Origin of the sequence: Vibrio sp. D3 (assembly GCF_043995865.1) — a bacterium.
In the GTDB taxonomy this organism is placed as follows: Bacteria; Pseudomonadota; Gammaproteobacteria; order Enterobacterales; family Vibrionaceae; genus Vibrio; species Vibrio diabolicus.
The window spans coordinates 257,731-282,056 of sequence record NZ_CP171887.1; the positions used below are offsets into that span (position 1 = coordinate 257,731).

Here is a 24,326-nt window from a genome sequence, read left to right on the forward strand (position 1 = left end):
GTGGGGGGACGAGCATGATTCAGAATCTATCGTCCGCTTGAGCAGTAGCTAAGGTGAGTGGGAAAGAATAGGAGTTTGCTGTTACTTGACTCTTAGTCTCGCTGGAGCTCGCTAGAATGACGAGCTTTTTTGATCTAGAGCTTGCTATTTTAACCGTCATTCAGAACAGTGAGGGACGAGCATGATTCAGAATCTATCGTCCGCTTGAGCAGTAGCTAAGGTGAGTGGGAAAGAATAGGAGTTTGCTGTTACTTGATTCTTAGTCTCGCTGGAGCTCGCTAGAATGACGAACGCTTTTGACCTAGAGCGAGCTTATTAAAGTCACCGTCATTCTGAACAGCGAGGGACGAGCGTGATTCAGAATCTACGCACAGAGCGCTCCGAGTTTGAACTGAGCGAGTGAATTACAATGGAAAAGTAACAGCGAATAATGAAGGAGAATGAATCATCGATAGGACACCTTGCGTTTATATCCTAACGTCAAACAACAACGCCGTTCTTTACATTGGTGTTACCAGTCAGCTGCCTCAAAGAATATGGCAGCATAAAAACGGAGTAGTTGAGGGATTTACCAAGAAATACAACGTTCATAAGCTCGTTTACTTTGAGTTATTCGAAGATATGGCAACTGCCATAACCCGAGAGAAGCAGCTCAAACAGTGGAAGCGTAAATGGAAGTTAGCCTTGGTAAGAGAAACGAATCCTAACTTTCTCGAGCTGTCTGCTGAGTATCAGTAAAAATCATCCCTACCTTTAAATGCCTCTAAGCTAACCACATCCGCTTTTTGAGTCGGTGCTGTTTCCCCTTGTAGCGCCGCTCTGAACTTCACGACCTGTTTTTGTAATTCGTTCATCAATACCACATTAGTGTGGTGAGGGTTTTTACACGTGCTGATGACCCTATCGATGTGGCTTTGCTGAGCCCACAGCCTTTCTTGCATGTTTTCTGATGCGCTTTCGATCATCTCTTTTGCCATTTCATGACGAAATTGCTCAAAAGCTTCTGGGTCTCGCTCAGCCATTCGAACCATTTCATCGAATGGCGGAAGCGTTTGAGAAGGGTAGTGACGTAGAGTAGACATCGATGCTCTCCAAATCCTTATGGAAATTGCCTTTAGTTACTAAAAGCCTATACCACTAGAAAGAAGTGAGAGGATGAATTCTTCAGCCGTCTCACTTATAAGAGAAGCTTTCAAGCTTGAGATTGAATAAGAGCGACATGTCGATGTTGGGTTGTGGTGGTTACTGCAGTTGTTGGATGCGGTACACGCAGCGTCTTTGACCGCTGATGATATGCTCGGTGCGCTCTATTTTGGTGTCACGTCCAAGCAAAGACTGAAAGACGCTCAATTCCGATTGGCACAAGCTTGGGCAGCGAGTTGCGGCTTTACAAATCGGACAGTGATTTTCGATCAAGATAAATCCGTTCTCATCTTGCTCGAGCTCTGCCATATAGCCTTCTTGCTCTCTTAATGTGACGAGTGTTTCTAGTTTGCTTTGCAGAGAGTCGCATTGCTCAAGATGCTGCCGATAACTTTGTAACGTGAGTTTTTCTCTTTCCGATGTGACTTTGTCCAGTCCATCTTTGCCAAAAATATGTTCGACAGCTTCTATAAACTGAATGGTCAACTCACCGTGACGGTCAGCAAATTGCTCATGACCTTTTTGAGTGAGAGACCAATGGCGAGCGGGGCGACCCACTTTGACTTTGACGTCATGAATAGACAGGATGCCATCATCTTCTAAACTCTGAAGGTGCTGACGTGCCCCCATAGTTGTCATACCCAGCTCAGAAGAGAGTTGTTTTGCAGTGACGGAACCATCACGCTTAACGATTTGCAATATCCTATCTACAGTCTTCATATACCCACCATTTATACGTCAGTACATATTATGCGCGATAGGGTTAGTAAAGAAAAGTGTTGACTTAGTTTGAGTGGGGAGCTGTTGGGTCTATGTTCATGCGAACCAATATATATCGCCACTCTGAACAGCGAGAAACGAGTGTGCTTCAGAATCTATCGTTCGGTTGTGCAATGGTTATGGTGAGAGGGAGAGAATAGGAGTTTGCTGTTATTAGGTTCTTAGTCTCGCTGGAGCTCGCTAGAATGACGAGTTCTTTTGATTTAGAGCTTATTAAAGTCACCGTCACTCTGAACATCGAGGGACGAGGTGATTCAGAATCTATCTTTTGGTTGAGCAGCGGTTATGGTGAGAGGGAGAGAATAGGAGTTTGCTGTTACTGGATTTTTTAGTCTCGCTGGAGCTCGCGAGAGTGACGAGCTCTTTTGATTTTGAGCTTGCTATGGTGCCCATCATTCTGAACAGCGAGGGACGAGCGTGATTCAGAATCTATTGCTTGGTTGTGCGGAAAGAAAGGCTCACACTCAGATTGAGCGAGAGCCTCGAGAAATGCTTAAAGAATAATATCACGCACTTCTGGATCTTTACGATCTAGGTAGTGAGTCGACTTAATACGACGAATAGTACGGCATCGACCACGCACGAGAAGCGTTTCTGTGGTTGCGATATTGCCTTGGCGAGAGATGCCTTCTAGCAAGTCACCTTTAGTAATGCCTGTTGCTGAGAATACCACATTGTCGCTACGGGCCATGTCTTCCATTTTGAGGACAACATTCGCTTTTACGCCCATTTCATCGCAGCGTTTTAGTTCGTCTGCGCCGTAAATGCGGTTTTCTTCAGTATCGCCTTTTACTTCATGACGAGGAAGTAGACGACCGTGCATGTCACCGTCTAGCGCTCGAATCACCGCGGCTGATACGACCCCTTCTGGCGCGCCGCCAATACAGTACATCATGTCCACTTCACTGTCTGGCATACAAGTCAGAATAGAGGCAGCCACGTCACCATCAGGCACCGCAAAGACACGTACGCCCATTGCTTGCATTTCTGCAATAACGTCATCGTGGCGAGGTTTCGCAAGGGTAATAACGACTAAGGTATCAAGTGGTTTGTTCAGGGCTTTTGCTACGTTCTCTAGGTTCTCTTTTAACGGCTTTTCTAAATCAATTACGCCTTTTGCACCAGGGCCAACAACCAGTTTTTCCATGTACATATCTGGCGCTTTAAGAAAGCTGCCTTTCTCACCTGCGGCAAGTACGGCTAGTGCGTTAGATTGCCCCATTGCCGTCATGCGAGTCCCTTCAATCGGGTCGACAGCGATATCCACTTCATCACCACCAATACCAACTTGCTCACCAATGTATAGCATTGGAGCATCATCGATTTCACCCTCACCAATGACAATTTCACCACAGATATCTGTTTTGTTCAGTAGGGTGCGCATAACTTCAACAGCTGCGCCATCGGCTGCATTTTTATCGCCACGGCCAAGCCATTTGTAACCAGCCAAAGCTGCACCTTCAGTCACACGGGAAAATGCCATAGCTAAATCGCGTTTCATGATGTCTCCAAGTAAGCAAGAGGGAAGAAGAATTTGCGCGGCGATTCTATCACAACGTAGGGTAAACGTTTGCCTTTTTGCGGAGCTTTTACTTTATCCAACTTGAATTTGATCAATACTTAGGGCGATTTTCAGCGTGGCGGGAGGCAAAATCCTTGCTCAAAAATGCTTCGGCGATAAGAAAAGTCAGCGTTTAGTGAGATTGCGCCGATTTTTTGACCGAATGATGCGAAATATCGAATATAGTGAGTGTTTCTCATCGCGACGCTGAGTAGAATGAACCTTATATAGGTTAGGTGTGCATCAATCTCGCACATCGTCCCAACGGAATAACATAGGTAGGCCAAGATGTCTTTTGAAGTACTAGAACAACTAGAATCTAAAATTCAAACTGCAGTTGACACAATCACTCTTCTTCAGATGGAAGTCGAAGAGCTGAAAGAAGATAAAGCAAAACTTGCGGAAGAAGCGAACGAGCTTCGCTCTCAACGAGAAGAGCTAGAGCAAAAAGCACAACAAGCACAGCAAGAGCATGCGCAATGGCAAGAGCGCATTCGTGCACTACTTGGCAAAATGGACGAAGTGGAATAATCCGGCTTCTTCATTCCAAATTAAAAACACCCGCGTTAAGCGGGTGTTTGTGTTTTGGGCAAGTTGAAAATCGTTGGGACAAGCTCGATTCTGATAGCCAAGAGAAGGTCCTATAACTTAGACACCTAAGACTCGCTATGCTTCTTCATCCAACTCTAAATCAATATTCAATGGCTCAGGCGACAGGATGATCCCAGTGCTATCAGCATAAATATAATCTTCAGGTAAGAAGCTGACGCCGCCAAAGTTGACTGGTACATCTAATTCGCCGATACCCTGGCTGGTCGCTCCAACAGGAATAGAAGCGAGGGCTTGAATGCCTAAGTTCATATCTTCAAGTTCATCTACTTCACGAACACAGCCGTAAACGACAATGCCTTCCCACTCGTTTTCTTCCGCAATAGTTGCGATTTCTGCATCGATAAGGGCTTTACGTAGGGAACCGCCACCGTCAATTAACAAAACGCGACCAAGGCCATCTTGCTCTAATGTCTCGCGGATCAACGAATTATCTTCAAAACACTTGATGGTGGTGATTTGCCCGGCAAATGAAGCGCGACCGCCAAAATTACTGAACATTGGTTCAACCACATCTACCTGATCGAGGTAGATATCACAGAGTGCTGAGGTATTGTATTCCATAGCGTACCTTTCTAAACAGAAATTGGTTGTCTTTGAGTATATCTAGGCATTAAGTCAATGCAATGACAATCCTTTTTTAACTTACTAGAGTTTGAGCTACCACAATTGTTGCAAACAAAACGTTGGTGACTAAAGAACATTTCACGATGACTGGCATCATTGGTGCTATCTGTGCGGGCTTTTGTGTATGCCAAACCGCTTTACCATGATCGGCCACGAAATAAATACTAAGTAAAAAGGGCAAGCTAATCCAAACGGGTTTGTCTTGAATTAACAAGTAAGCCGCAAAGGCAAGAATAGCACCGCCAAGTAAAACAAAGTGGTACTGCTTGGCTTTGCGTTGACCCAAACGCACTGCGACCGTGCGTTTACCACATTCTCGGTCGTTCTCGATATCACGCATATTGTTGATGTTGAGTACTGCAACGGCGAGTAAACCGCAGCCTAGAGCAGGTAAGAATAGCGTGGTATCTACGTGACCAGTATGCAAGAAATAGGTACCGGATACGCCGAGTAAACCAAAAAACAAGAAAACTGAAATATCGCCAAGCCCCACGTAACCGTATGGTTTGCTACCCATGGTGTAAGCAATCGCCGCGAGGATGGCTAAAATTCCCAGCCCGATAAACGTCACAATGCTTTCCAGTGAGCTTAGTGAATAGAAAACTAACACTAAGCCAGAAATGGCGGTCAGAACGATGTTAAAGATAATCGCCTGTTTCATTTGTTTCGCACTTACCGCGCCAGACTGCATCGCTCGTAATGGGCCGAGGCGTTTGTCGTTATCTGTACCTTGAACTGCATCGCCATAGTCGTTTGCCAGGTTGGACAGAATTTGCAGCAATGTCGCGGTTACGAAAGCCATGATGGCAATTGTCAGTGAGAAATGACCCGCCGAGTAGGCGAGTACGCTACCTGTTAAGATAGAGACTAATGCCAGAGGTAATGTTTTTGGACGAGCGGCTTCAAGCCAGATCTGTAGAGATTGTTTCATGGAAATTTCGTGCTAGTAACCAATGTGCCCAGTATAAGCACAAAGAGGCAGATACGCTATTGACCTAAAACAACTCAACTAAAAGTCAAAGGGTGAAGTAGAAGGAAAGCAGTTTCGATATTTGAGGCGATAAAATAGCCCTCTTTTTGGAAAGTGGAGGGTACGGAGAACGCTGCTATTAGATTCTTAGTCTCGCTTGAGCTCGCTAGAATGACGAGATTTTTTTGATTTAGGTGTTGTCAAAGTCACCGTCATTCTGAACAGCGAGGAACGAGTGTGATTCAGAATCTATCGTCTGGTTGTGCGGTGGTTAAGGTGAGAGATGAAGAGTAGGCGTCTGCTGTTAGCAGATTCTTAGTCTCGCTTGAGCTCGCTAGAATGACCAGATCTTTTGATTTAGATGTTGTTTAAGTGACCGTCATTCTGAACAACGAGGAACGAGGTGATTCAGAATCTATCATCCGATTGTGCGGTGGTTAAGGTGAGCTGGAAAGAATAGGGTGTGCTGTTACTAGATTCTTAGTCTCGCTTGAGCTCGCTAGAATGACCAGATCTTTTGATCTAGGTGTTGTCACAGTAACCGTCATTCTAAACAAAAAAGCCCAGAAACAAGGTTCTGGGCTTTGGTAAAATAGATTGCGATTAAAGAATAAAGCGGCTTAGATCTTCATCTTCAATCGTGTCGCCTAGGCGCTCTTTCACATAAGCGGCATCGATAACAAACTTCGCGCCAGATTGCTCCGCCGCGTCGTAAGAGATTTCATCCATTAAGCGTTCCATAACGGTGTGTAAGCGACGAGCACCGATGTTTTCTGTGCTTTCGTTGACCGTCCATGCCGCTTCCGCGATTTGCGTGATGCCATCTTCTGTGAACTCGATGTCCACATCTTCCGTTTTCATCAACGCAACGTACTGCTCTGTTAGAGAGGCTTTTGGCTCTGTCAGAATGCGTTTGAAGTCGTTGCTGCTTAGTGCCTCTAGCTCAACACGAATTGGTAGACGACCTTGCAATTCTGGGATCAAATCAGATGGTTTTGCCACTTGGAATGCACCAGATGCAACAAACAGAATGTGGTCTGTTTTTACCATGCCGTGCTTGGTTGATACCGTGCTGCCTTCAATCAATGGAAGTAGATCGCGCTGAACACCTTCGCGTGAAACGTCTGGGCCTGAGCTCTCACCGCGTTTACAGATCTTGTCGATCTCATCGATAAATACGATGCCGTTGTTTTCAACGTTGAAAATCGCAGCTTCTTTTAGCTCTTCTTGGTTTACCAGTTTCGCCGCTTCTTCTTCCGCTAACGCTTTCATTGCGTCTTTGATTTTCAGCTTACGCTTTTTCTTAGTGTCGCCTGCCAGGTTTTGGAACATGCCTTGCAGCTGGTTAGTCATCTCTTCCATACCTGGGGGCGCCATGATCTCTACGCCCATTTGTGGTGCGGCTACGTCGATTTCAATTTCTTTATCGTCTAGTTGGCCTTCACGCAGTTTCTTACGGAAGATCTGGCGAGTGTGAGAAGACTCTTCCGTTTGCTCTGCTTGACCCCAGCTATCACGTGCTGGTGGCAGTAGCGCATCAAGAATGCGTTCTTCCGCTTGCTCTTCAGCGCGGAATTTTACTTTTTCCATCGCTTGTTGATGCGTCATTTTTACCGCGACATCTGTTAGGTCACGGATGATGGTTTCAACTTCTTTACCAACGTAACCCACTTCGGTGAATTTTGTCGCTTCAACTTTGATGAAAGGGGCATTTGCCAGTTTTGCGAGGCGGCGTGCGATTTCAGTCTTACCAACACCAGTAGGACCAATCATCAAAATGTTTTTTGGCGTCACTTCGGCGCGCAAGCTTTCTTCAAGCTGCATACGGCGCCAGCGGTTACGAAGTGCAATCGCAACCGAACGCTTGGCTTTTTCTTGACCGATAATGTGGCGGTTCAATTCATGAACGATTTCGCGAGGCGTCATTTCAGACATATTCTTTCCTTACTTCGTTACGATTACGCGGTTGGTTTTTCAGGCTCTACCGTTGAGTCTAGCTCTTCTACTGTGTGGTGGTGGTTGGTGAAGACACAAATATCACCCGCGATGTTGAGGGCTTTTTCCGCGATCTCACGAGCATCTAGATCTGTGTTTTCTAGTAGGGCGGTTGCTGCAGCTTGTGCGTAAGCACCACCAGAGCCAATCGCAATCAGGTCGTGTTCTGGCTGTACGACATCACCATTACCGGTAATGATTAACGATGCGGTTTCGTCGGCAACGGCAAGTAAGGCTTCGAGCTTGCGCAGAGCACGATCGCTACGCCAGTCTTTGGCTAGCTCAACCGCAGCCTTAGTAAGGTGGCCTTGGTGCATTTGCAGCTTGCTTTCGAAGCGCTCAAAAAGGGTGAAGGCATCCGCAGTGCCGCCAGCAAAGCCCGCTAGTACTTGGTTGTTATATAAGCGGCGAACTTTGCGCGCATTACCTTTCATTACGGTATTGCCTAGAGATACTTGGCCATCACCCGCGATGACGACTTTATTATTTCGACGTACAGATACAATGGTAGTCACAGTCGACCTCTTGATTATTTCTCTTTGGATTTAATTCAGTATATGGGGGAGGGGAAATAGGGATTCAAGGGGGCAAAAAGAAAGGCCCTAGGATCTTAGCTCCTAGGGCCTGAGTTTAAAGATTTTCTTTCCAAATCGCACATGGCTCGATTTTCGCGCGTTGCAGTTTATGACGGTCACGTTCTGCATCACGTTTGAACTTATACGGACCTAGCACCACGCGATACCATGAACTACCTTCTTTCTTACGAATCTTGCTCGACATCCCTTGGAACGCGATTGCAAGCTTGCGCTCTTCTGCTTGCGCCTGGGTTTTGTAAGCGCCACATTGCATGATGTAGGGAATCTTAGAAACTTCAATTTCTTTGGCCACAACTTCAACTTCACGTTTCGGTAGTGACTCGACATATTCCCATTTTTCTTCTGGTGGTGGCGGCAAATCTTTTTTCGGCTTTGGTTTGCTCACAGTGGTTGTTGGCTGTTTCACGACAGGTGGTTTTGGTTCTGGGTCGCTACTCAAAAGGTAAAGGCCATAGCCAAAACCGCCCACAAGCAAGATAGCGAGCAGGCCACTACGCCAAGGCTTTTTTCTTCTCGGCGGTTGTTTTTTTGTCGACTTTTTTGGGGCACCTCGCCCCCGTCTTACATAATCTCTATTTGCCACGGTTATTTCTGGTCATCAAGGATTCTTGCAAATATGTTAATCCAGAACGAGTTGAGAAAACACCCTATTGATAGAATCTTGATAGCTAAAGCGCGACAACGCCCGAGTGTAGGAGTGTGTTTCCGTTCGAGCTTATATTTGTGCGGGATAAACAAAAAGCAGATGGGGTAAATAAAAAGCGGCGCCTTAGCACCGCTTTGGGTATGGATACTTAATTTTTTAGGTTAAGGGCGCTGTGGTGGCGCTGCACTTCCGCGAATGACGAGATTAGTTTCAAGCAAACGCGAGCCTGAATGCACGTCGTGGCCTTTTAACATCTCGAGCATCATTAGCATTGCTTGTCGACCAATCTCATAGCGAGGCTGAGAGATGGTGGTCAACGGTGGATCGCAGTACTGAGCGAAGTTAATGTCATCAAAGCCCACAACAGAGAGATCTTGCGGTACTCGTAAGCCAAGCTTTTTCGCTTCTTGAATTGCGCCGATGGCCATTGTGTCACAGTGACAGAAAATAGCCGTTGGTGGCTCAGGCAATTCGAGCAGTTTACGAACGGCTTTTGCTCCGCCATCAAAAGAGAACTCAGTAATGACACTATATTGAGGGTCTTTATTGATGCCTGCACGGCGCAAGGCTTGTTGATAACCTTGCTGGCGGAACTGACACAATATTGCCGTATCTGGCCCCGAGATTTGCGCGATGCGTTTATGACCTAGTTGGGTTAGGTAATTCACCGCTTCAAATGCTGAGGTCAGGTTGTCAATATGTACTGTCGGAAGTTCTAACTCTGGCGCAAATTCACACGCCATTACCATCGGAGGTAAGTTCTTTTGTTCTGGCTTACTGACATCGAACGGTAGATCTGTGCCAAGCAGTAGCATTCCATCCGCCTGCTTAGTAAATACGAGGTTAACGAAAGAACTTTCGCGTTTCTTCTGTTGTCCGCTATCGCCCAGCAGGACTAGATAGCCATGTTCCATGGCAGCATCTTCAATACCGCGAATAATTTCAGAAAAATAAGGATCACAGATGTCGGGAACGATAGTGACAATGGTTTTTGATTCGTTTCTACGTAAGTTACGCGCTAATGAGTTTGGAGAATAACCCGCTTCAAGTACGGCATCTTCTACTCTTTTTCTCGTTGAAGAAGAGACCTTCTCTGGGTTCATTAATGCTCGAGATACCGTAGCCGTAGACACTCCCGCAAGCTGGGCAACATCCTTCATTGTCGCCATAGTTTTTAACCTCTCGTTTATTTTTTGCCAAGATGACGTTATTCCTGTTTGAAATCATAATAATCACGCTGAGTTAGAGCATCGTTTGCTCTTCGCTCAGTTCGTGTTAACAAGTGGAAAAATGGATTCTTCACTGCGACATCAATTTGTGGGAATAGTCATTGTTTTAATCTAAGCCTGTGCGAACAAGTCACTTTAGACTTTTCTAATTTGGATAGTCTATTCATTTCTAAAGTGAAAGTTACGGTCTGTTTAACAAAAATTGCAATCCCGTTGTGATGTTTGTCACATTAAATGGTAATTCATTACATAGTTAAACGTTTGCTAGCTGAGATCTTGTGGCTCTATGTCTAAATTCCAGCGAACTTTCTTGGCATTTGGCAACAACTCAATAGCAGGTTTGGCACTGGTTAATAACTTTTGCATCAATGAACGATGCTGGGTTTGAAGTAACAGCTGCCAGCGGTATTTGCCTGCACGTTTGGCGAGAGGTGATGGTGTTGGACCCAGCACCATGCAAGTGTCGTCAAATAAAGGATGCGATTCTAAGGTAAAGCGAACCTGACGCAGGAAGTCTTCAACCACTTCACTTTGGTTTGCTTCTGCTTTAAACAGAGTCAAGAAACTATAAGGCGGAAGCTGGGCGAGCTTACGTTCTTCCAGAGCTGTCATGGCAAAGTGACGATAGTCTTTTTGGAGTAGGGCTTGCAGCAAGCTGTGCTCAGGATGGTGAGTTTGCAGGATCACTTCGCCAGGTTTACTTGCTCGGCCAGCACGACCTGCGACCTGAATAAACAGCTGAGCTAATCGCTCCGAAGCGCGAAAATCACTACTATACAAAGAGCCATCAACATCCAAAAGAGCAACGAGCGTTACATTTGGAAAATGGTGCCCCTTAGCCAGCATTTGGGTGCCAATCAGAATTTGATGTTCACCTTTACGAATCGATTCAAGGGCATCTTCCAAACTACCTTTGCGACGTGTGCTGTCTCTGTCGATGCGAATGGCTTTGTATTCTGGAAATAACTGAGCCAATTGTTGTTCGAGCTGCTCAGTTCCTACGCCGACGGTAACCAGTTGAGTTGAACCACATCCCTGACACTGATGAATTACCGGTTGTTGTGAGCCGCAGTGATGGCAGCGTATTTCGTTGCTGTAATGGTGGAACGTATAGTACGCATCACAGCGTTTACATTCTGCAATCCAACCGCATTCATGGCACATCAAAGCGGGCGAAAAGCCTCGGCGGTTAAGAAATAACATTACTTGATTGCCAGCTTTTAAATGCTTGCGCATCTCGGCAATCAGTTGGGCAGATAAGCCACTTTCTAAATACTGACCTTTTACATCTAACACTTTATTGGTGGTTGGTACGGCAGAGCCAGCTCGTTGGGTGAGTGTTAAATGGTGATATTTACCAGACAGCGCATTATGTAGGGTTTCTAACGCTGGCGTCGCTGAGCCAAGGATAATCGGTACTTGCTCTTTATGGGCACGCATGACGGCAACATCACGGGCATGGTAACGCAAGCTGTCTTGTTGCTTATACGAGGCGTCATGCTCTTCATCAACGATAATAATCCCCAAGTCAGCAAAAGGTGTCAGTAGGGCTGAGCGCGTACCAATGATGATCCCCGCGGCTTTATCGCGAGCCGATAACCAGGCGTTCAAACGCTCTGTTTCATTCAAACCGGAATGAATCACATCTACCGGGACATTAAATCGATGCTTAAAGCGGTTGATGGTTTGGGGCGTTAGACCGATCTCAGGTACTAAAACTAATGCTTGCTTCCCTTGCTCTAGAACGGGCTTGATAAGGTTTAAGTAAACTTCGGTTTTACCGGATCCCGTGACCCCTTCTAATAAATAGCAAGCAAAGCCCGTTTGGCTATTTACGCTGGCAATCGCGAGTGCTTGTTCGTGGTTAAGCTTTGGTTTCTCTACCGCACACTCTACATTTTGACTCCATTTCGTAATAACCGGCTTTTTCTCGATGCGCTCGACCCAACCTTTTTCTTCGAGGTTTTTTAAGATGGTTGAGTTTACTTCTTGATCCAAGAGCTCTTGATGCGGGATCGGTCCGTTGATCATCATTTGGAGTGCACGCTGTTGTTTTATCGCACGTCCAAGCCCTTGCATGAGCTTATTTCTTCCTGCTTCTGTCAGTTGCCATTCTTGTAGCGTTGCAAAGTCGGCCGGTTTGCCTTTCCTCAGTGCGGCAGGCATTGCATTGTGTAGAGTGTCACCTAGAGGGTACTGATAGAACTGGCTGCACCAATTTAGCAGAGAATAAAGCGTCTCTGGCCATATCGGTTGGGAGTCTAATACCGCTTTGATTGGCTTAAGTTGATCTTTAGGAAAGTCGGAGTGGTTCACCATGGCGGTGACGATGCCGACTAAGGTTTGGCGTCCAAAAGGTACGGAAACGCGTCCACCAATGATCGGAAACAGGTGCCCCGGAATGGCGTAATCAAATTGTTTGTCGAGCGGAACGGGTAATGCCACTCTAGCAATGGTTGGACGCATAAATTCTTAGCTATTAAAAAGAGGGAAAGGAAATGAGAGTCTATTAAAATCGGTATGGAAATTCGAGTAAAGCTATGTGATTCAGCGTGAATCGTGCCTCTATGATTAGTCTGGCTAAAAAAGTGGCGAAAAAGTTGCCAAATGTGTTGATCCGAGCAATGTGATTCTTTACTATATCGCGCCTTGAGATATGGCTTCGGCAATTAGTTGATGCGGTATCCCATTTTACTATTAATTGCGTGTGGTGTGCGGCTTAGATTCGTATAGCGACACGGCCTACTATTGAGGTTATCCCATGAAAGCTGGTATCCACCCAGAATACAAAGCAGTAAAAGCGACTTGTTCTTGCGGCAACTCTTTTGAGTTCAACTCTACTCTAGGTAAAGAGTCTATCCACCTAGACGTATGTGACAAGTGTCACCCATTCTACACTGGTAAGCAACGTATCGTTGATACAGGCGGCCGTGTTGATCGCTTCAACAAGCGTTTCGGTGCACTATCAAGCGGTAAGAAATAATAGCAGCCGCTATTACGATTACAGTTTAGAAAAGGACGCTTCGGCGTCCTTTTTGTTTAATGGCTACCAAGCGAAGAGGGATGTATAGGGTTTGGAATATTCCCGATTATTTTTCACTCAGCGCTTGCAACCTAAAGTGTGATCTGTATAATGCAGCGCACTGGTTAAGCCAGTTGTGAACCAATGAGCAGTGAGGAGCGAGCAAATCTAAGGATTTGTGAGGTAATGTATACTCAGCTTATGTTCGCGGTTAATACAATTAGCTATCTTTTCTTCGGAAAAACTATCCTCAAAGGTGACTTTGGCATATAGGGATAGTTAATCGAAAATTAACTGACAATGCGTCCTAATCTTGGATGCTACGGTTTCACATAAATCAATCGGCATTCTCTCGTCTTGACGAGTTTGAGTGGCGATATTGTTTGTGTAATTTATTAAATTTGGAGCTCTGTCTCATGCAGAACCAACGTATCCGTATCCGCCTAAAAGCTTTCGATTACAAACTAATCGATGCTTCTACAGCGGAAATCGTTGAAACAGCTAAGCGCACTGGCGCACAGGTTCGTGGTCCAATCCCACTGCCAACTCGTAAAGAGCGTTTCACAGTTCTTATCTCTCCACACGTTAACAAGAAAGCACGTGACCAGTACGAAATCCGTACTCACAAGCGTCTAATCGACATCGTTGAGCCAACAGACAAGACTGTTGATGCTCTAATGCGTCTAGACCTTGCTGCGGGCGTTGACGTTCAAATTAGCCTAGGTTAAGGGAGATTAGAAGTATGATTGGTCTAATCGGTCGTAAAGTGGGCATGACCCGCGTATTTACTGAAGAAGGCGTTTCTATCCCAGTAACTGTTGTTGAGGTTGAAGCTAACCGTGTTTCTCAAGTGAAAACTCTTGAAACTGACGGCTACGCAGCAATCCAGGTTACAGCTGGTTCTAAGAAAGCTAACCGCGTAAACAAAGCTGAAGCAGGTCACTTTGCTAAAGCTGGCGTTGAAGCTGGTCGCGGTCTTTGGGAATTCCGTTTAGAAAACGGCGAAGAGTTCGAAGTTGGTTCAGAACTAACTGTTGAACTATTCAACGAAACTAAGAAAGTAGACGTTACTGGTACATCTAAGGGTAAAGGTTTCCAAGGCGCTGTTAAGCGTTGGAACTTCCGTACTCAAGATATGACTCACGGTAACTCATTGTCTCACCGTGCTCCTGGTTCTATCGGTCAATGTCAGACTCCAGGTCGCGTATTTAAAGGCAAGAAAATGGCAGGTCACATGGGTGCTGAGCGTGTAACGACTCAAAACCTAGAGATCGTACGTGTTGACGCTGAGCGCAACCTGCTTCTTATTAAAGGTGCAGTCCCAGGCGCAACTGGCGGCAACGTGATCGTTAAACCAGCTGTTAAAGCATAACGTCTCAGGAGTAAGTAATGGAACTAATGGTTAAAGGTGCCGATGCACTAACTGTTTCCGAAACTACTTTCGGACGTGAGTTTAACGAAGCTCTTGTACACCAAGTAGTTGTTGCGTACGCAGCAGGTGCTCGTCAAGGTACTCGTGCTCAAAAAACACGTTCAGAAGTTTCTGGCGGTGGCGCTAAGCCATGGCGTCAAAAAGGTACTGGCCGTGCGCGTGCTGGTACAATCCGTAGCCCAATCTGGCGTACAGGTGGTGTTACTTTTGCTGCGAAACCACAAGATCACAGCCAAAAAGTAAACAAAAAAATGTACCGTGGTGCTATGAAGAGCATTCTTTCTGAGCTTGTTCGTCAAGAGCGTCTAATCGTTGTTGATAACTTCTCAGTTGAAGCACCAAAGACTAAAGAGCTAGTTGCTAAGCTTAAAGAGCTTGAGCTAACTGACGCTCTAATCGTGACTAGCGAAGTAGATGAGAATCTATTCCTAGCTGCTCGTAACCTATACAAAGTTGACGCACGTGATGTTGCTGGTATCGATCCAGTATCTCTAATCGCGTTTGACAAAGTTGTAATGACTGCAGAAGCAGTTAAGCAAGTAGAGGAAATGCTAGCATGATCACTGAAGAGCGTATCCTAAAAGTTCTACGTGCACCGCACATCTCTGAAAAAGCAACTATGGCAGCTGAGAAAGCGAACACTATCGTTTTCAAAGTAGTTAAAGATGCGACTAAAAAAGAGATCAAAGCAGCTGTAGAAAAGCTATTTGAAGTTGAAGTTAAGTCTGTAAATACTCTTATCACTAAGGGTAAGACCAAACGTCAAGGTCTACGCCAAGGTCGCCGCAGCGACGTTAAGAAAGCGTACGTTACTTTGAAAGAAGGTCAAGATCTTGACTTCGTTGGCGGCGCGGAATAACAGGAGTAGTTAAAAATGGCTATTGTTAAATGTAAGCCGACTTCCCCTGGTCGTCGTCACGTTGTTAAAGTTGTTAACGCTGACCTACACAAGGGCAAGCCATACGCACCTCTTCTAGAGAAAAACTCTAAGAACGGTGGTCGTAACAACAAGGGTCGTATCACAGTACGTCACATCGGCGGTGGTCACAAGCACCACTACCGTGTAGTTGACTTCAAACGTACTAAAGATGGTATTCCAGCGACAGTTGAGCGTCTTGAATACGATCCAAACCGTAGCGCAAACATTGCTCTAGTTCTTTACAAAGACGGTGAGCGTCGCTACATCCTAGCACCTAAAGGTGTTGTAGCTGGTGATGTTATTCAGTCTGGTGTTGATGCACCAATCAAAGCTGGTAACACTCTACCAATGCGTAATATCCCAGTAGGTTCAACAGTACATAACGTTGAACTTAAGCCTGGTAAAGGTGGTCAGCTAGCTCGTTCGGCTGGTGCTTACGCTCAAATCGTTGCTCGCGACGGTGCGTACGTAACTATCCGTCTACGTTCTGGCGAGATGCGCAAAGTTCTTTCTGAAGGCCGTGCAACAATCGGTGAAGTTGGTAACTCTGAGCACATGCTACGTGAACTTGGTAAAGCAGGTGCATCACGTCATCGCGGTATCCGTCCAACGGTTCGTGGTGTTGTAATGAACCCGATTGACCACCCACACGGTGGTGGTGAAGGCCGTACTTCTGGTGGTCGTCACCCAGTATCTCCTTGGGGTATGCCTACTAAAGGCTTCAAGACTCGTAAGAACAAACGCACTGACAAGTACATCGTACGTCGTCGTAACAAGTAATCTATATAAAGAGGAATCGCCATGCCACGTTCTCTCAAGAAAGGTCCTTTTATTGACCTACACTTGCTGAAGAAGGTAGAGAAAGCGGTGGAAAGCGGAGACAAAAAGCCTATTAAGACTTGGTCCCGTCGTTCAATGATCATCCCTACGATGATCGGTTTGACCATCGCTGTCCATAATGGTCGTCAGCACGTACCAGTATTTGTAACTGATGAAATGATCGGTCACAAACTGGGTGAATTCGCACCAACACGTACTTACCGCGGTCACGCTGCGGATAAGAAAGCTAAGAAGCGCTAAGGAGTAAATAATGGAAGCAATTGCTAAACATAACTTTGCTCGCATTTCGCCTCAGAAAGCTCGCTTAGTTGCGGATCTAATCCGTGGTAAATCTGTTGACCAAGCTCTAGAAATCCTAACGTTCAGCAACAAAAAAGCTGCTGCACTAGTTAAGAAAGTTCTAGAGTCTGCTATCGCTAACGCGGAGCACAACGAAGGTGCAGATATTGACGATCTGAATGTCGCAAAAATCTTTGTAGATGAAGGCCCAACCATGAAGCGTATTATGCCTCGTGCTAAAGGTCGTGCGGATCGTATCTTGAAGCGTTCAAGCCACATCACTGTTGTTGTAGCAGATCGCTAGAGACTAGGAGAGTAAGCAATGGGTCAAAAAGTACATCCAAATGGTATTCGTCTAGGCATCGTTAAGCCTTGGAATGCTACATGGTTTGCTAACACCAAAGATTTCGCTGACAACCTAGACGGCGACTTCAAGGTACGTCAGTTCCTTACAAGTGAACTGAAAAAAGCGTCTCTATCACGTATCGTTATCGAGCGTCCTGCTAAGAGCATCCGTGTGACTATTCACACTGCTCGTCCAGGCGTTGTTATCGGTAAGAAAGGTGAAGACGTTGAGAAGCTACGCGCAGCTGTAGCTAAAATTGCAGGTGTACCAGCGCAAATTAACATCGCTGAAGTACGTAAGCCTGAACTAGATGCGCAACTTGTTGGTGACAGCATCGCGTCTCAGCTAGAGCGTCGTGTTATGTTCCGTCGTGCTATGAAGCGCGCAGTACAAAACGCAATGCGCCTAGGCGCTAAAGGTATCAAAGTGGAAGTAAGCGGTCGTCTAGGCGGCGCTGAAATCGCACGTTCAGAGTGGTACCGTGAAGGCCGTGTGCCTCTACACACTCTACGTGCTGACATTGATTACGCAACTTCTTCGGCTCACACTCAATACGGTGTGATCGGCATTAAAACTTGGATCTTCAAAGGTGAAATCCTAGGTGGTATGCCAGCAGCTAACGCTGTAGAGCCTAAAGGCGACAAGCCTAAGAAGCAGCGTAAAGGCCGTAAGTAAGGAGTCGACAGATGCTACAACCTAAACGTACTAAGTTCCGTAAGGTTCAGACTGGTCGTAACCGTGGTCTAGCTAAAGGTACTGATGTAAGCTTCGGCGAATTCGGTCTTAAAGCTGTTGGCCGTGGTCGTCTAACTGCTCGTCAAATCGAAGCGGCACGTCGTGCAATGACACGTCACGTTAAGCGTCAAGGTAAAATCTGGATCCGTGTGTTCCCAGACAAACCAATCACAGAAAAACCACTTGAAGTTCGTCAAGGTAAGGGTAAAGGTAACGTTGAGTACTGGGTAGCCCAAATCCAACCTGGTAAGGTTATGTACGAAATGGGTGGTGTACCTGAAGAATTGGCACGTGAAGCGTTCCGTCTTGCGGCACGTAAACTGCCTTTCAAAACTACATTTGTAACTAAGCAGGTGATGTGATGAAAGCACAAGATCTACGCGAGAAAAGCGTTGAAGAGCTTAACGCTGAGCTAATGAATTTGCTACGTGAACAGTTCAACTTGCGCATGCAAGCTGCGACTGGTCAACTACAGCAAACTCATACTCTGAAAGCTGTACGCCGTGATATCGCACGTGTGAAAACTGTTTTGACTGAGAAGGCAGGCGCATAATGAGCGAAGTAAAACGTACTCAACAAGGTCGTGTTGTTAGCGATAAGATGGACAAGTCTATCACTGTTGCTATCGAGCGTTTCGTAAAACACCCAATCTACGGTAAATACGTAAAACGTACGACTAAAGTACACGCACATGACGAGAACAACGAGTGTGGCCTAGGCGACACAGTTGAAATCGCAGAGTGTCGTCCACTGTCTAAGACTAAGTCTTGGACTTTGGTAAAAGTTCTAGAAAAGGCGAAGATTTAATCTCGTTAATTCTATGAAACTAAAGCGGCTCCAAAATATTTTTGGAGCCGTTTATTTTTTGACTACCCAATCACAAAAAAGGGTGGTACAATTCGCGTCCCTTTTAAAGAGGCAGCCCGACCCGTGATGGGTCTAGTTATTAATATTTAGCGGAGCACTAACATGATCCAAATGCAAAGTATGCTGGACGCAGCTGATAACTCAGGCGCACGCAGCGTAATGTGTATTAAGGTTCTGGGTGGCTCTCACCGCCGTTATGCACATATCGGTGACGTCATCAAAGTTACTGTGAAGGAAGCAATCCCTCGCGGTAAAGTTAAAAAAGGTGATGTTCTGAAGGCGGTGGTAGTGCGCACCCGTAAAGGCGTACGTCGTCCTGACGGTTCTGTCATTCGCTTCGACCGAAATGCTTGCGTATTGCTAAACGACAATACTGAGCAACCAATCGGTACACGTATCTTTGGTCCTGTGACACGCGAACTTCGTGGCGATAAGTTCATGAAGATCGTTTCACTGGCTCCAGAAGTTCTGTAAGGAGCACGTAGAAATGGCAGCTAAAATCCGTCGTAATGACGAAGTAATCGTTCTTGCTGGTAAAGACAAAGGCAAGAAAGGTAAAGTAACTAAGGTTCTAGCAACTGGTAAAGTTATCGTTGAAGGTATCAACCTAGTTAAGAAACATCAGAAACCTGTTCCAGCTATGGGTATCCAAGGCGGTATCGTAGAGCAAGAAGCAGCAATCGACGTTTCTAACGTGGCGATTTTCAACGCAGCTACTGGTAAAGCTGACCGTATCGGTTTCCGTTTTGAAGACGGCAAAAAAGTTCGTTTCTTCAAGTCTAACGGCGAAACCGTTTCTAACTAATAGAAGTAATTTGGAGTTCTACTATGGCGAAACTGCATGATTACTACAAGTCGTCTGTAGTCGCTGAACTGACCAAACAGTTCGGTTACACAAGCGTCATGCAAGTCCCTAGAATCGAGAAAATCACCCTAAACATGGGTGTTGGTGAAGCAATCAACGATAAGAAACTGCTAGAAAATGCAGCGTCTGATATGGCAACGATCTCTGGTCAAAAGCCACTTATCACAAAAGCGCGCAAATCTGTTGCAGGTTTCAAAATCCGTGAAGGCTACCCTATCGGTTGTAAAGTAACCTTGCGTGGCGAACGTATGTGGGATTTTCTTGAGCGTTTAATTAACATCGCTCTTCCACGTGTACGTGACTTCCGTGGTGTTAGCGCTAAGTCTTTTGACGGTCGCGGTAACTACAGCATGGGCGTTCGCGAGCAAATCATCTTCCCGGAAATCGACTTTGATAAAGTTGATCGTGTACGCGGTTTAGACATCACTATTACGACGTCTGCTGGTACTGATGAGGAAGGCCGTGCTCTGCTGGCTGCCTTTAACTTCCCATTCCGTAAGTAAGGTGAAGGGTTACTGTTATGGCTAAACAATCAATGAAAGCACGTGAAGCTAAACGTGCACAGCTAGTAGCTAAGTTCGCTGAAAAGCGTGCAGCGCTAAAAGCTATCATCAGCGATGTAAACGCATCTGAAGAAGATCGTTGGAACGCGGTTCTTACACTGCAATCTCTTCCACGTGATTCAAGTGCATCACGTCAGCGCAACCGTTGCAACCAAACTGGTCGTCCACACGGTTACCTACGTAAGTTCGGTCTAAGCCGTATTAAGGTTCGTGAAGCTTGCATGAAAGGCGAGATTCCGGGTCTTCGTAAGGCTAGCTGGTAATTGCCACTTAATCATTTGGAGTAAATCATATGAGCATGCAAGATCCGATTTCGGATATGCTGACCCGCGTTCGTAACGGTCAGGCAGCAAACAAAGTTGCTGTAAAAATGCCTTCTTCAAAGCTTAAAGTTGCAATTGCTGCACTACTAAAAGCTGAAGGTTACATCGTTGACTTCGCTGTTGAAGGCGAAGCAAAACCTGAGCTAGAAGTTACACTTAAGTACTTCCAAGCTAAACCAGTAATCGAGCAACTTAAACGTGTTTCTCGTCCAGGTCTACGTGTTTACAAGAAGAAAGATGAACTTCCTTCTGTAATGGGTGGTCTTGGTATTGCTATCGTTTCAACTTCCAAGGGTCTTATGTCAGACCGCGCTGCACGTAAAGCAGGTCTTGGTGGTGAAATCATCGCTTACGTAGCTTAATAAGGAGTAGACTATGTCTCGTGTTGCAAAAGCACCTGTCGCTATTCCAGCTGGCGTAGAGGTGAAACTAAACGGCCAAGAAATCACTGTAAAAGGTGCGAAAGGCGAACTAACTCGCGTTCTTAACGATGCAGTTGTAATCGCTCAGGAAGAAAATAACCTGACTTTCGGTCCTAAAGAAGGTGTTGCTAACGCATGGGCTCAAGCAGGTACTGCTCGCGCTCTAGTTAACAACATGGTTGTTGGTGTTACTGAAGGCTTTACTAAGAAGCTAACTCTTAAAGGTGTAGGTTACCGTGCTGCTATCAAAGGCAACGCTGTAGGTCTAACACTAGGCTTCTCACACCCAGTTGAGCACGAGTTGCCAGCGGGTATTAAAGCTGAATGTCCAAGCCAAACTGAAATCGTGATCACTGGTGCTGACAAGCAACTAGTTGGTCAAGTTGCGGCTGACATTCGTTCTTACCGTGAGCCTGAGCCATACAAAGGCAAAGGTGTTCGTTACGCAGATGAAAATGTGCGTACTAAAGAAGCTAAGAAGAAGTAAGGTAACACTATGGATAAGAAAGCATCTCGCATCCGTCGTGCTACACGTGCACGTCGTAAGATTGCAGAACTGGGTGCGACTCGCCTAGTTGTACACCGTACTCCTCGTCACGTGTACGCACAGGTTATCGCGGCTAACGGCTCTGAGGTTATCGCAGCAGCTTCTACTGTAGAAAAAGCGATCCGTGAGCAAGTGAAATACACTGGTAACGTTGATGCAGCTAAAGCAGTGGGTAAAGCTATTGCTGAGCGCGCTCTTGAGAAGGGCGTAACTGCAGTTGCATTTGATCGTTCTGGTTTCCAATACCACGGTCGAGTAGCGGCGCTAGCAGAATCTGCTCGCGAAGCTGGTCTGAAATTCTAAGGTAGGGTTGGAAGATGGCTAAAGAACAACAAGTTCAAGCGAATGATTTGCAAGAAAAGCTAATCGCAGTTAACCGCGTATCTAAGACGGTTAAAGGCGGTCGAATCATGAGCTTCACTGCACTAACAGTAGTTGGTGACGGTAATGGTCGTGTAGGTTTCGGTTACGGCAAAGCTCGTGAAGTACCTGCAGCGATTCAAAAAGCAATGGAAAAAGCGCGTCGTAACATGACTACGATCGCTCTAAACGAAGGCACTCTTCACCACCCAGTGAAAGGTCGCCATTCGGGCTCTAAAGTTTACATGCAGCCTGCTGCAGAAGGTACTGGTGTTATCGCAGGTGGTGCGATGCGTGCAGTACTAGAAGTTGCTGGTGTACACAACGTACTATCTAAAGCGTACGGTTCTACGAACCCTATCAACATCGTTCGTGCAACGATCGATGCACTAGGTAGCATGAAGTCACCAGAAATGGTTGCTGCTAAACGTGGTCTAACTGTTGAATCTATTTCGGAGTAAGAACACCATGGCAACTATTAAAGTAACTCAAACTAAAAGCTCAATTGGTCGTCTGCCAAAGCACAAAGCTACTTTGCGCGGTCTAGGTCTTCGTAAAATCAACCACACAGTAGAACTTGAAGATACTCCGTGTATTCGCGGTATGATCAACAAGGTTTACTACATGGTTAAAGTTGAGGAGTAATCAGAATGCGTTTGAATACTCTAGCACCGGCTGCTGGCGCGAAAACTTCTGCGAAGCGAGTAGGTCGTGGTATCGGTTCAGGCCTAGGTAAAACTGGTGGCCGTGGTCACAAAGGTCAAAAATCACGTTCTGGCGGCAGTGTTCGTCCAGGTTTCGAAGGCGGTCAGATGCCTCTGAAACAACGTCTACCAAAATTCGGTTTCACTTCTCGTAAGAGCCTAGTGTCTGCTGAAGTTCGTCTAGCTGAGCTAGCGAAAGTTTCTGGTGACGTAGTTGATCTAAACAGTCTTAAAGCTGCTAACATCATCACTAAGAACATCGAATTTGTAAAAGTTGTTCTTTCTGGTGAAATCAACAAAGCAGTGACTGTGAAAGGTCTACGTGTGACTAAAGGCGCTAAAGCTGCAATCGAAGCTGCAGGCGGTAAAATCGAGGAATAATCTCGAGGAACGAGGTACAGATGGCTAAGAAACCAGGACAAGATTTTCGTAGTGCTCAGAGCGGCTTAAGTGAACTAAAGTCGCGCTTGTTATTCGTAATTGGTGCACTTTTAGTATTCCGAGCCGGCTCCTTTGTGCCGATTCCTGGTATTGACGCTGCTGTACTTGCCGATTTGTTCGAACAGCAAAAAGGTACCATCGTTGAAATGTTTAACATGTTCTCCGGTGGTGCTCTTGAGCGTGCATCTATATTAGCATTGGGCATCATGCCGTATATTTCGGCATCTATTGTTGTCCAATTGCTAACTGTAGTTCATCCAGCGTTAGCTGAACTCAAAAAAGAGGGTGAAGCAGGCCGTCGTAAGATCAGCCAATACACACGCTACGGCACGCTTGTACTTGCAACCTTCCAAGCTATAGGTATTGCAACTGGCCTACCAAACATGGTCGACAATCTGGTTGTTATCAACCAAACCATGTTTACGCTAATTGCTACCGTAAGTTTAGTAACCGGTACCATGTTCTTAATGTGGTTAGGTGAACAAATTACAGAGCGAGGAATTGGTAACGGTATTTCGATACTGATTTTTGCAGGTATTGTTGCTGGATTGCCTTCTGCAATCGGTCAAACAATCGAGCAAGCGCGTCAAGGTGAATTGCATGTACTTCTTCTGTTGCTAATCGCGGTATTAGCTTTTGCAGTCATTTACTTCGTTGTTTTCATGGAACGTGGTCAACGCCGAATCGTCGTTAACTACGCGAAGCGTCAACAAGGTCGTAAAGTATTTGCTGCACAAAGCTCGCATCTGCCTCTTAAAATTAACATGGCAGGTGTTATTCCAGCGATTTTTGCATCAAGCATTATCTTGTTCCCAGGAACATTGGCTCAGTGGTTTGGTCAAAACGGCGAGAGCAGCGCGTTCGGTTGGTTAACTGACGTGTCTTTGGCTCTTAGCCCAGGTCAACCGTTGTATGTAATGCTTTATGCAGCAGCAATTATCTTCTTCTGTTTTTTCTACACGGCGTTGGTTTTCAACCCGCGTGAAACAGCAGATAACTTGAAGAAGTCTGGTGCATTCGTACCCGGTATCCGCCCAGGTGAGCAGACAGCGAAGTACATTGATAAAGTAATGACACGTTTAACCCTTGCTGGTGCACTGTACATTACCTTTATCTGTCTGATTCCCGAGTTCATGATGGTCGCGTGGAACGTACGTTTCTACTTCGGCGGTACATCGCTACTAATCGTAGTTGTTGTAATTATGGACTTTATGGCACAGGTACAGACTCATCTGATGTCTCAACAGTATGATTCTGTGTTGAAGAAAGCGAATCTGAAAGGCTACGGCCGTTAATCCGGCGGTAGACTCAGTTTCATTTACGGAGTTTAGCAATGAAAGTTCGTGCTTCCGTTAAAAAAATCTGCCGTAACTGTAAAGTAATCAAGCGTAACGGTGTCGTTCGCGTGATTTGCAGTGAGCCAAAGCACAAACAGCGCCAAGGCTAATTAGCAGAAATTTTTACTTGAAAATGAAGGTTGGGTCGAGTATATTCCTCGGCCTACC

The 24,326-nt window shown here is 45.8% G+C and carries 36 protein-coding genes; 26 read left to right on the top strand and 10 right to left on the bottom strand.

Features of this window, described 5'->3' with window-relative positions; translation table 11 throughout:
• Nucleotides 1–471 precede the first annotated feature (471 nt).
• Nucleotides 472–738, top strand: coding sequence for a GIY-YIG nuclease family protein (locus tag ACHFJ9_RS09220; protein WP_395357414.1), 267 nt, complete (start codon nt 472–474; stop codon nt 736–738).
• On the opposite strand, the gene ACHFJ9_RS09225 is transcribed toward ACHFJ9_RS09220, so the two are convergent.
• The 3 genes from ACHFJ9_RS09225 to glpX form a co-directional block, all read right to left on the bottom strand.
• The gene (locus ACHFJ9_RS09225; protein ID WP_048626578.1) at nt 732–1,082 is read right to left on the bottom strand and encodes a DUF3135 domain-containing protein; all 351 of its coding nucleotides are present in this window, start codon (nt 1,080–1,082) and stop codon (nt 732–734) included. The genes ACHFJ9_RS09220 and ACHFJ9_RS09225 overlap by 7 nt on opposite strands.
• A gap of 160 nt (nt 1,083–1,242) precedes the next feature.
• On the bottom strand, nt 1,243–1,863 hold the full coding sequence (locus ACHFJ9_RS09230; protein ID WP_065646853.1) for a metalloregulator ArsR/SmtB family transcription factor: 621 nt from the start codon (nt 1,861–1,863) through the stop codon (nt 1,243–1,245).
• 553 nt (nt 1,864–2,416) lie between these two features.
• Entirely contained in the window at nt 2,417–3,424 is a 1,008-nt protein-coding gene (gene glpX, locus ACHFJ9_RS09235) for a class II fructose-bisphosphatase (protein WP_395356592.1), read from the bottom strand.
• A gap of 348 nt (nt 3,425–3,772) precedes the next feature.
• On the opposite strand from glpX, the gene zapB reads away from it, so the two are divergent.
• Entirely contained in the window at nt 3,773–4,015 is a 243-nt protein-coding gene (gene zapB, locus ACHFJ9_RS09240; RefSeq protein ID WP_005379536.1) for a cell division protein ZapB, read from the top strand.
• A 135-nt stretch (nt 4,016–4,150) separates the two neighbouring features.
• On the opposite strand, the gene rraA is transcribed toward zapB, so the two are convergent.
• From rraA to priA, 7 genes are all read right to left on the bottom strand, one after another.
• On the bottom strand, nt 4,151–4,657 hold the full coding sequence (gene rraA / locus ACHFJ9_RS09245; RefSeq protein WP_005379537.1) for a ribonuclease E activity regulator RraA: 507 nt from the start codon (nt 4,655–4,657) through the stop codon (nt 4,151–4,153).
• A gap of 76 nt (nt 4,658–4,733) precedes the next feature.
• Nucleotides 4,734–5,651, bottom strand: a complete 918-nt coding sequence (locus ACHFJ9_RS09250) for a 1,4-dihydroxy-2-naphthoate polyprenyltransferase (RefSeq protein ID WP_005397953.1) — start codon at nt 5,649–5,651, stop codon at nt 4,734–4,736.
• 642 nt (nt 5,652–6,293) lie between these two features.
• A complete protein-coding gene (gene hslU, locus ACHFJ9_RS09255; RefSeq protein ID WP_006742475.1) occupies nt 6,294–7,625 on the bottom strand; it encodes an HslU--HslV peptidase ATPase subunit in 1,332 nt (443 codons plus the stop codon).
• A gap of 23 nt (nt 7,626–7,648) precedes the next feature.
• Nucleotides 7,649–8,200 (bottom strand): ATP-dependent protease subunit HslV, encoded by a 552-nt coding sequence (gene hslV / locus ACHFJ9_RS09260; protein ID WP_005383176.1) that lies wholly within the window; start codon nt 8,198–8,200, stop codon nt 7,649–7,651.
• Nucleotides 8,201–8,315: 115 nt separating this feature from the next.
• Nucleotides 8,316–8,864: a cell division protein FtsN gene (gene ftsN / locus ACHFJ9_RS09265; RefSeq protein WP_053809480.1), complete on the bottom strand. Its 549-nt coding sequence runs from the start codon at nt 8,862–8,864 to the stop codon at nt 8,316–8,318.
• A gap of 224 nt (nt 8,865–9,088) precedes the next feature.
• On the bottom strand, nt 9,089–10,096 hold the full coding sequence (cytR, locus tag ACHFJ9_RS09270; RefSeq protein WP_005379543.1) for a DNA-binding transcriptional regulator CytR: 1,008 nt from the start codon (nt 10,094–10,096) through the stop codon (nt 9,089–9,091).
• A gap of 324 nt (nt 10,097–10,420) precedes the next feature.
• The gene (priA, locus tag ACHFJ9_RS09275) at nt 10,421–12,622 is read right to left on the bottom strand and encodes a primosomal protein N' (RefSeq protein WP_395356597.1); all 2,202 of its coding nucleotides are present in this window, start codon (nt 12,620–12,622) and stop codon (nt 10,421–10,423) included.
• A 295-nt stretch (nt 12,623–12,917) separates the two neighbouring features.
• On the opposite strand from priA, the gene rpmE reads away from it, so the two are divergent.
• The 24 genes from rpmE to rpmJ all read left to right on the top strand — a co-directional run bounded on the left by rpmE (nt 12,918) and on the right by rpmJ (nt 24,268).
• The gene (rpmE, locus tag ACHFJ9_RS09280; protein WP_005379546.1) at nt 12,918–13,139 is read left to right on the top strand and encodes a 50S ribosomal protein L31; all 222 of its coding nucleotides are present in this window, start codon (nt 12,918–12,920) and stop codon (nt 13,137–13,139) included.
• Between the two features lie 455 nt (nt 13,140–13,594).
• A complete protein-coding gene (gene rpsJ, locus ACHFJ9_RS09285) occupies nt 13,595–13,906 on the top strand; it encodes a 30S ribosomal protein S10 (protein WP_004410492.1) in 312 nt (103 codons plus the stop codon).
• A 14-nt stretch (nt 13,907–13,920) separates the two neighbouring features.
• A complete protein-coding gene (gene rplC, locus ACHFJ9_RS09290; protein WP_005379555.1) occupies nt 13,921–14,550 on the top strand; it encodes a 50S ribosomal protein L3 in 630 nt (209 codons plus the stop codon).
• 17 nt (nt 14,551–14,567) lie between these two features.
• Entirely contained in the window at nt 14,568–15,170 is a 603-nt protein-coding gene (rplD, locus tag ACHFJ9_RS09295; RefSeq protein WP_005379556.1) for a 50S ribosomal protein L4, read from the top strand.
• Complete coding sequence (gene rplW, locus ACHFJ9_RS09300) at nt 15,167–15,469, top strand: 50S ribosomal protein L23 (protein WP_025626999.1); 303 nt, start codon at nt 15,167–15,169, stop codon at nt 15,467–15,469. Before rplD ends, rplW begins: the two co-directional genes overlap by 4 nt.
• A 15-nt stretch (nt 15,470–15,484) precedes the next feature.
• A complete protein-coding gene (gene rplB / locus ACHFJ9_RS09305; RefSeq protein WP_005383168.1) occupies nt 15,485–16,309 on the top strand; it encodes a 50S ribosomal protein L2 in 825 nt (274 codons plus the stop codon).
• A gap of 21 nt (nt 16,310–16,330) precedes the next feature.
• Complete coding sequence (gene rpsS / locus ACHFJ9_RS09310; protein WP_004394525.1) at nt 16,331–16,609, top strand: 30S ribosomal protein S19; 279 nt, start codon at nt 16,331–16,333, stop codon at nt 16,607–16,609.
• A gap of 10 nt (nt 16,610–16,619) precedes the next feature.
• Entirely contained in the window at nt 16,620–16,952 is a 333-nt protein-coding gene (gene rplV, locus ACHFJ9_RS09315) for a 50S ribosomal protein L22 (protein WP_005383164.1), read from the top strand.
• Between the two features lie 18 nt (nt 16,953–16,970).
• Nucleotides 16,971–17,669, top strand: a complete 699-nt coding sequence (gene rpsC, locus ACHFJ9_RS09320) for a 30S ribosomal protein S3 (RefSeq protein ID WP_005383161.1) — start codon at nt 16,971–16,973, stop codon at nt 17,667–17,669.
• 11 nt (nt 17,670–17,680) lie between these two features.
• Complete coding sequence (gene rplP, locus ACHFJ9_RS09325; protein ID WP_005379577.1) at nt 17,681–18,091, top strand: 50S ribosomal protein L16; 411 nt, start codon at nt 17,681–17,683, stop codon at nt 18,089–18,091.
• Nucleotides 18,091–18,282 (top strand): 50S ribosomal protein L29, encoded by a 192-nt coding sequence (rpmC, locus tag ACHFJ9_RS09330; RefSeq protein ID WP_005379576.1) that lies wholly within the window; start codon nt 18,091–18,093, stop codon nt 18,280–18,282. Before rplP ends, rpmC begins: the two co-directional genes overlap by 1 nt.
• Nucleotides 18,282–18,536, top strand: coding sequence for a 30S ribosomal protein S17 (rpsQ, locus tag ACHFJ9_RS09335; RefSeq protein ID WP_005379575.1), 255 nt, complete (start codon nt 18,282–18,284; stop codon nt 18,534–18,536). Before rpmC ends, rpsQ begins: the two co-directional genes overlap by 1 nt.
• 162 nt (nt 18,537–18,698) lie before the next feature.
• Nucleotides 18,699–19,070 carry a 50S ribosomal protein L14 gene (gene rplN, locus ACHFJ9_RS09340; RefSeq protein WP_004410450.1) on the top strand — a complete coding sequence of 124 codons (372 nt, stop codon included), beginning with the start codon at nt 18,699–18,701 and terminating at the stop codon, nt 19,068–19,070.
• A gap of 13 nt (nt 19,071–19,083) precedes the next feature.
• Nucleotides 19,084–19,401 (top strand): 50S ribosomal protein L24, encoded by a 318-nt coding sequence (gene rplX / locus ACHFJ9_RS09345; RefSeq protein ID WP_005379574.1) that lies wholly within the window; start codon nt 19,084–19,086, stop codon nt 19,399–19,401.
• A gap of 23 nt (nt 19,402–19,424) precedes the next feature.
• Nucleotides 19,425–19,964, top strand: a complete 540-nt coding sequence (rplE, locus tag ACHFJ9_RS09350; RefSeq protein ID WP_005379573.1) for a 50S ribosomal protein L5 — start codon at nt 19,425–19,427, stop codon at nt 19,962–19,964.
• 17 nt (nt 19,965–19,981) lie between these two features.
• Entirely contained in the window at nt 19,982–20,287 is a 306-nt protein-coding gene (gene rpsN, locus ACHFJ9_RS09355; RefSeq protein WP_012841173.1) for a 30S ribosomal protein S14, read from the top strand.
• A gap of 29 nt (nt 20,288–20,316) precedes the next feature.
• Nucleotides 20,317–20,709 carry a 30S ribosomal protein S8 gene (gene rpsH / locus ACHFJ9_RS09360; protein WP_005379572.1) on the top strand — a complete coding sequence of 131 codons (393 nt, stop codon included), beginning with the start codon at nt 20,317–20,319 and terminating at the stop codon, nt 20,707–20,709.
• Nucleotides 20,710–20,722: 13 nt separating this feature from the next.
• Nucleotides 20,723–21,256 carry a 50S ribosomal protein L6 gene (gene rplF / locus ACHFJ9_RS09365; RefSeq protein ID WP_005392377.1) on the top strand — a complete coding sequence of 178 codons (534 nt, stop codon included), beginning with the start codon at nt 20,723–20,725 and terminating at the stop codon, nt 21,254–21,256.
• 9 nt (nt 21,257–21,265) lie between these two features.
• Nucleotides 21,266–21,619 (top strand): 50S ribosomal protein L18, encoded by a 354-nt coding sequence (gene rplR, locus ACHFJ9_RS09370; protein WP_005379568.1) that lies wholly within the window; start codon nt 21,266–21,268, stop codon nt 21,617–21,619.
• Nucleotides 21,620–21,633: 14 nt separating this feature from the next.
• A complete protein-coding gene (gene rpsE / locus ACHFJ9_RS09375) occupies nt 21,634–22,137 on the top strand; it encodes a 30S ribosomal protein S5 (RefSeq protein WP_004745894.1) in 504 nt (167 codons plus the stop codon).
• Nucleotides 22,138–22,144: 7 nt separating this feature from the next.
• On the top strand, nt 22,145–22,321 hold the full coding sequence (gene rpmD / locus ACHFJ9_RS09380) for a 50S ribosomal protein L30 (protein ID WP_005379565.1): 177 nt from the start codon (nt 22,145–22,147) through the stop codon (nt 22,319–22,321).
• 5 nt (nt 22,322–22,326) lie between these two features.
• A complete protein-coding gene (gene rplO / locus ACHFJ9_RS09385) occupies nt 22,327–22,761 on the top strand; it encodes a 50S ribosomal protein L15 (protein WP_005383155.1) in 435 nt (144 codons plus the stop codon).
• Nucleotides 22,762–22,781: 20 nt separating this feature from the next.
• Nucleotides 22,782–24,116 carry a preprotein translocase subunit SecY gene (gene secY / locus ACHFJ9_RS09390; protein WP_005379562.1) on the top strand — a complete coding sequence of 445 codons (1,335 nt, stop codon included), beginning with the start codon at nt 22,782–22,784 and terminating at the stop codon, nt 24,114–24,116.
• A gap of 38 nt (nt 24,117–24,154) precedes the next feature.
• Complete coding sequence (gene rpmJ, locus ACHFJ9_RS09395) at nt 24,155–24,268, top strand: 50S ribosomal protein L36 (protein WP_000868186.1); 114 nt, start codon at nt 24,155–24,157, stop codon at nt 24,266–24,268.
• Nucleotides 24,269–24,326 lie beyond the last annotated feature (58 nt).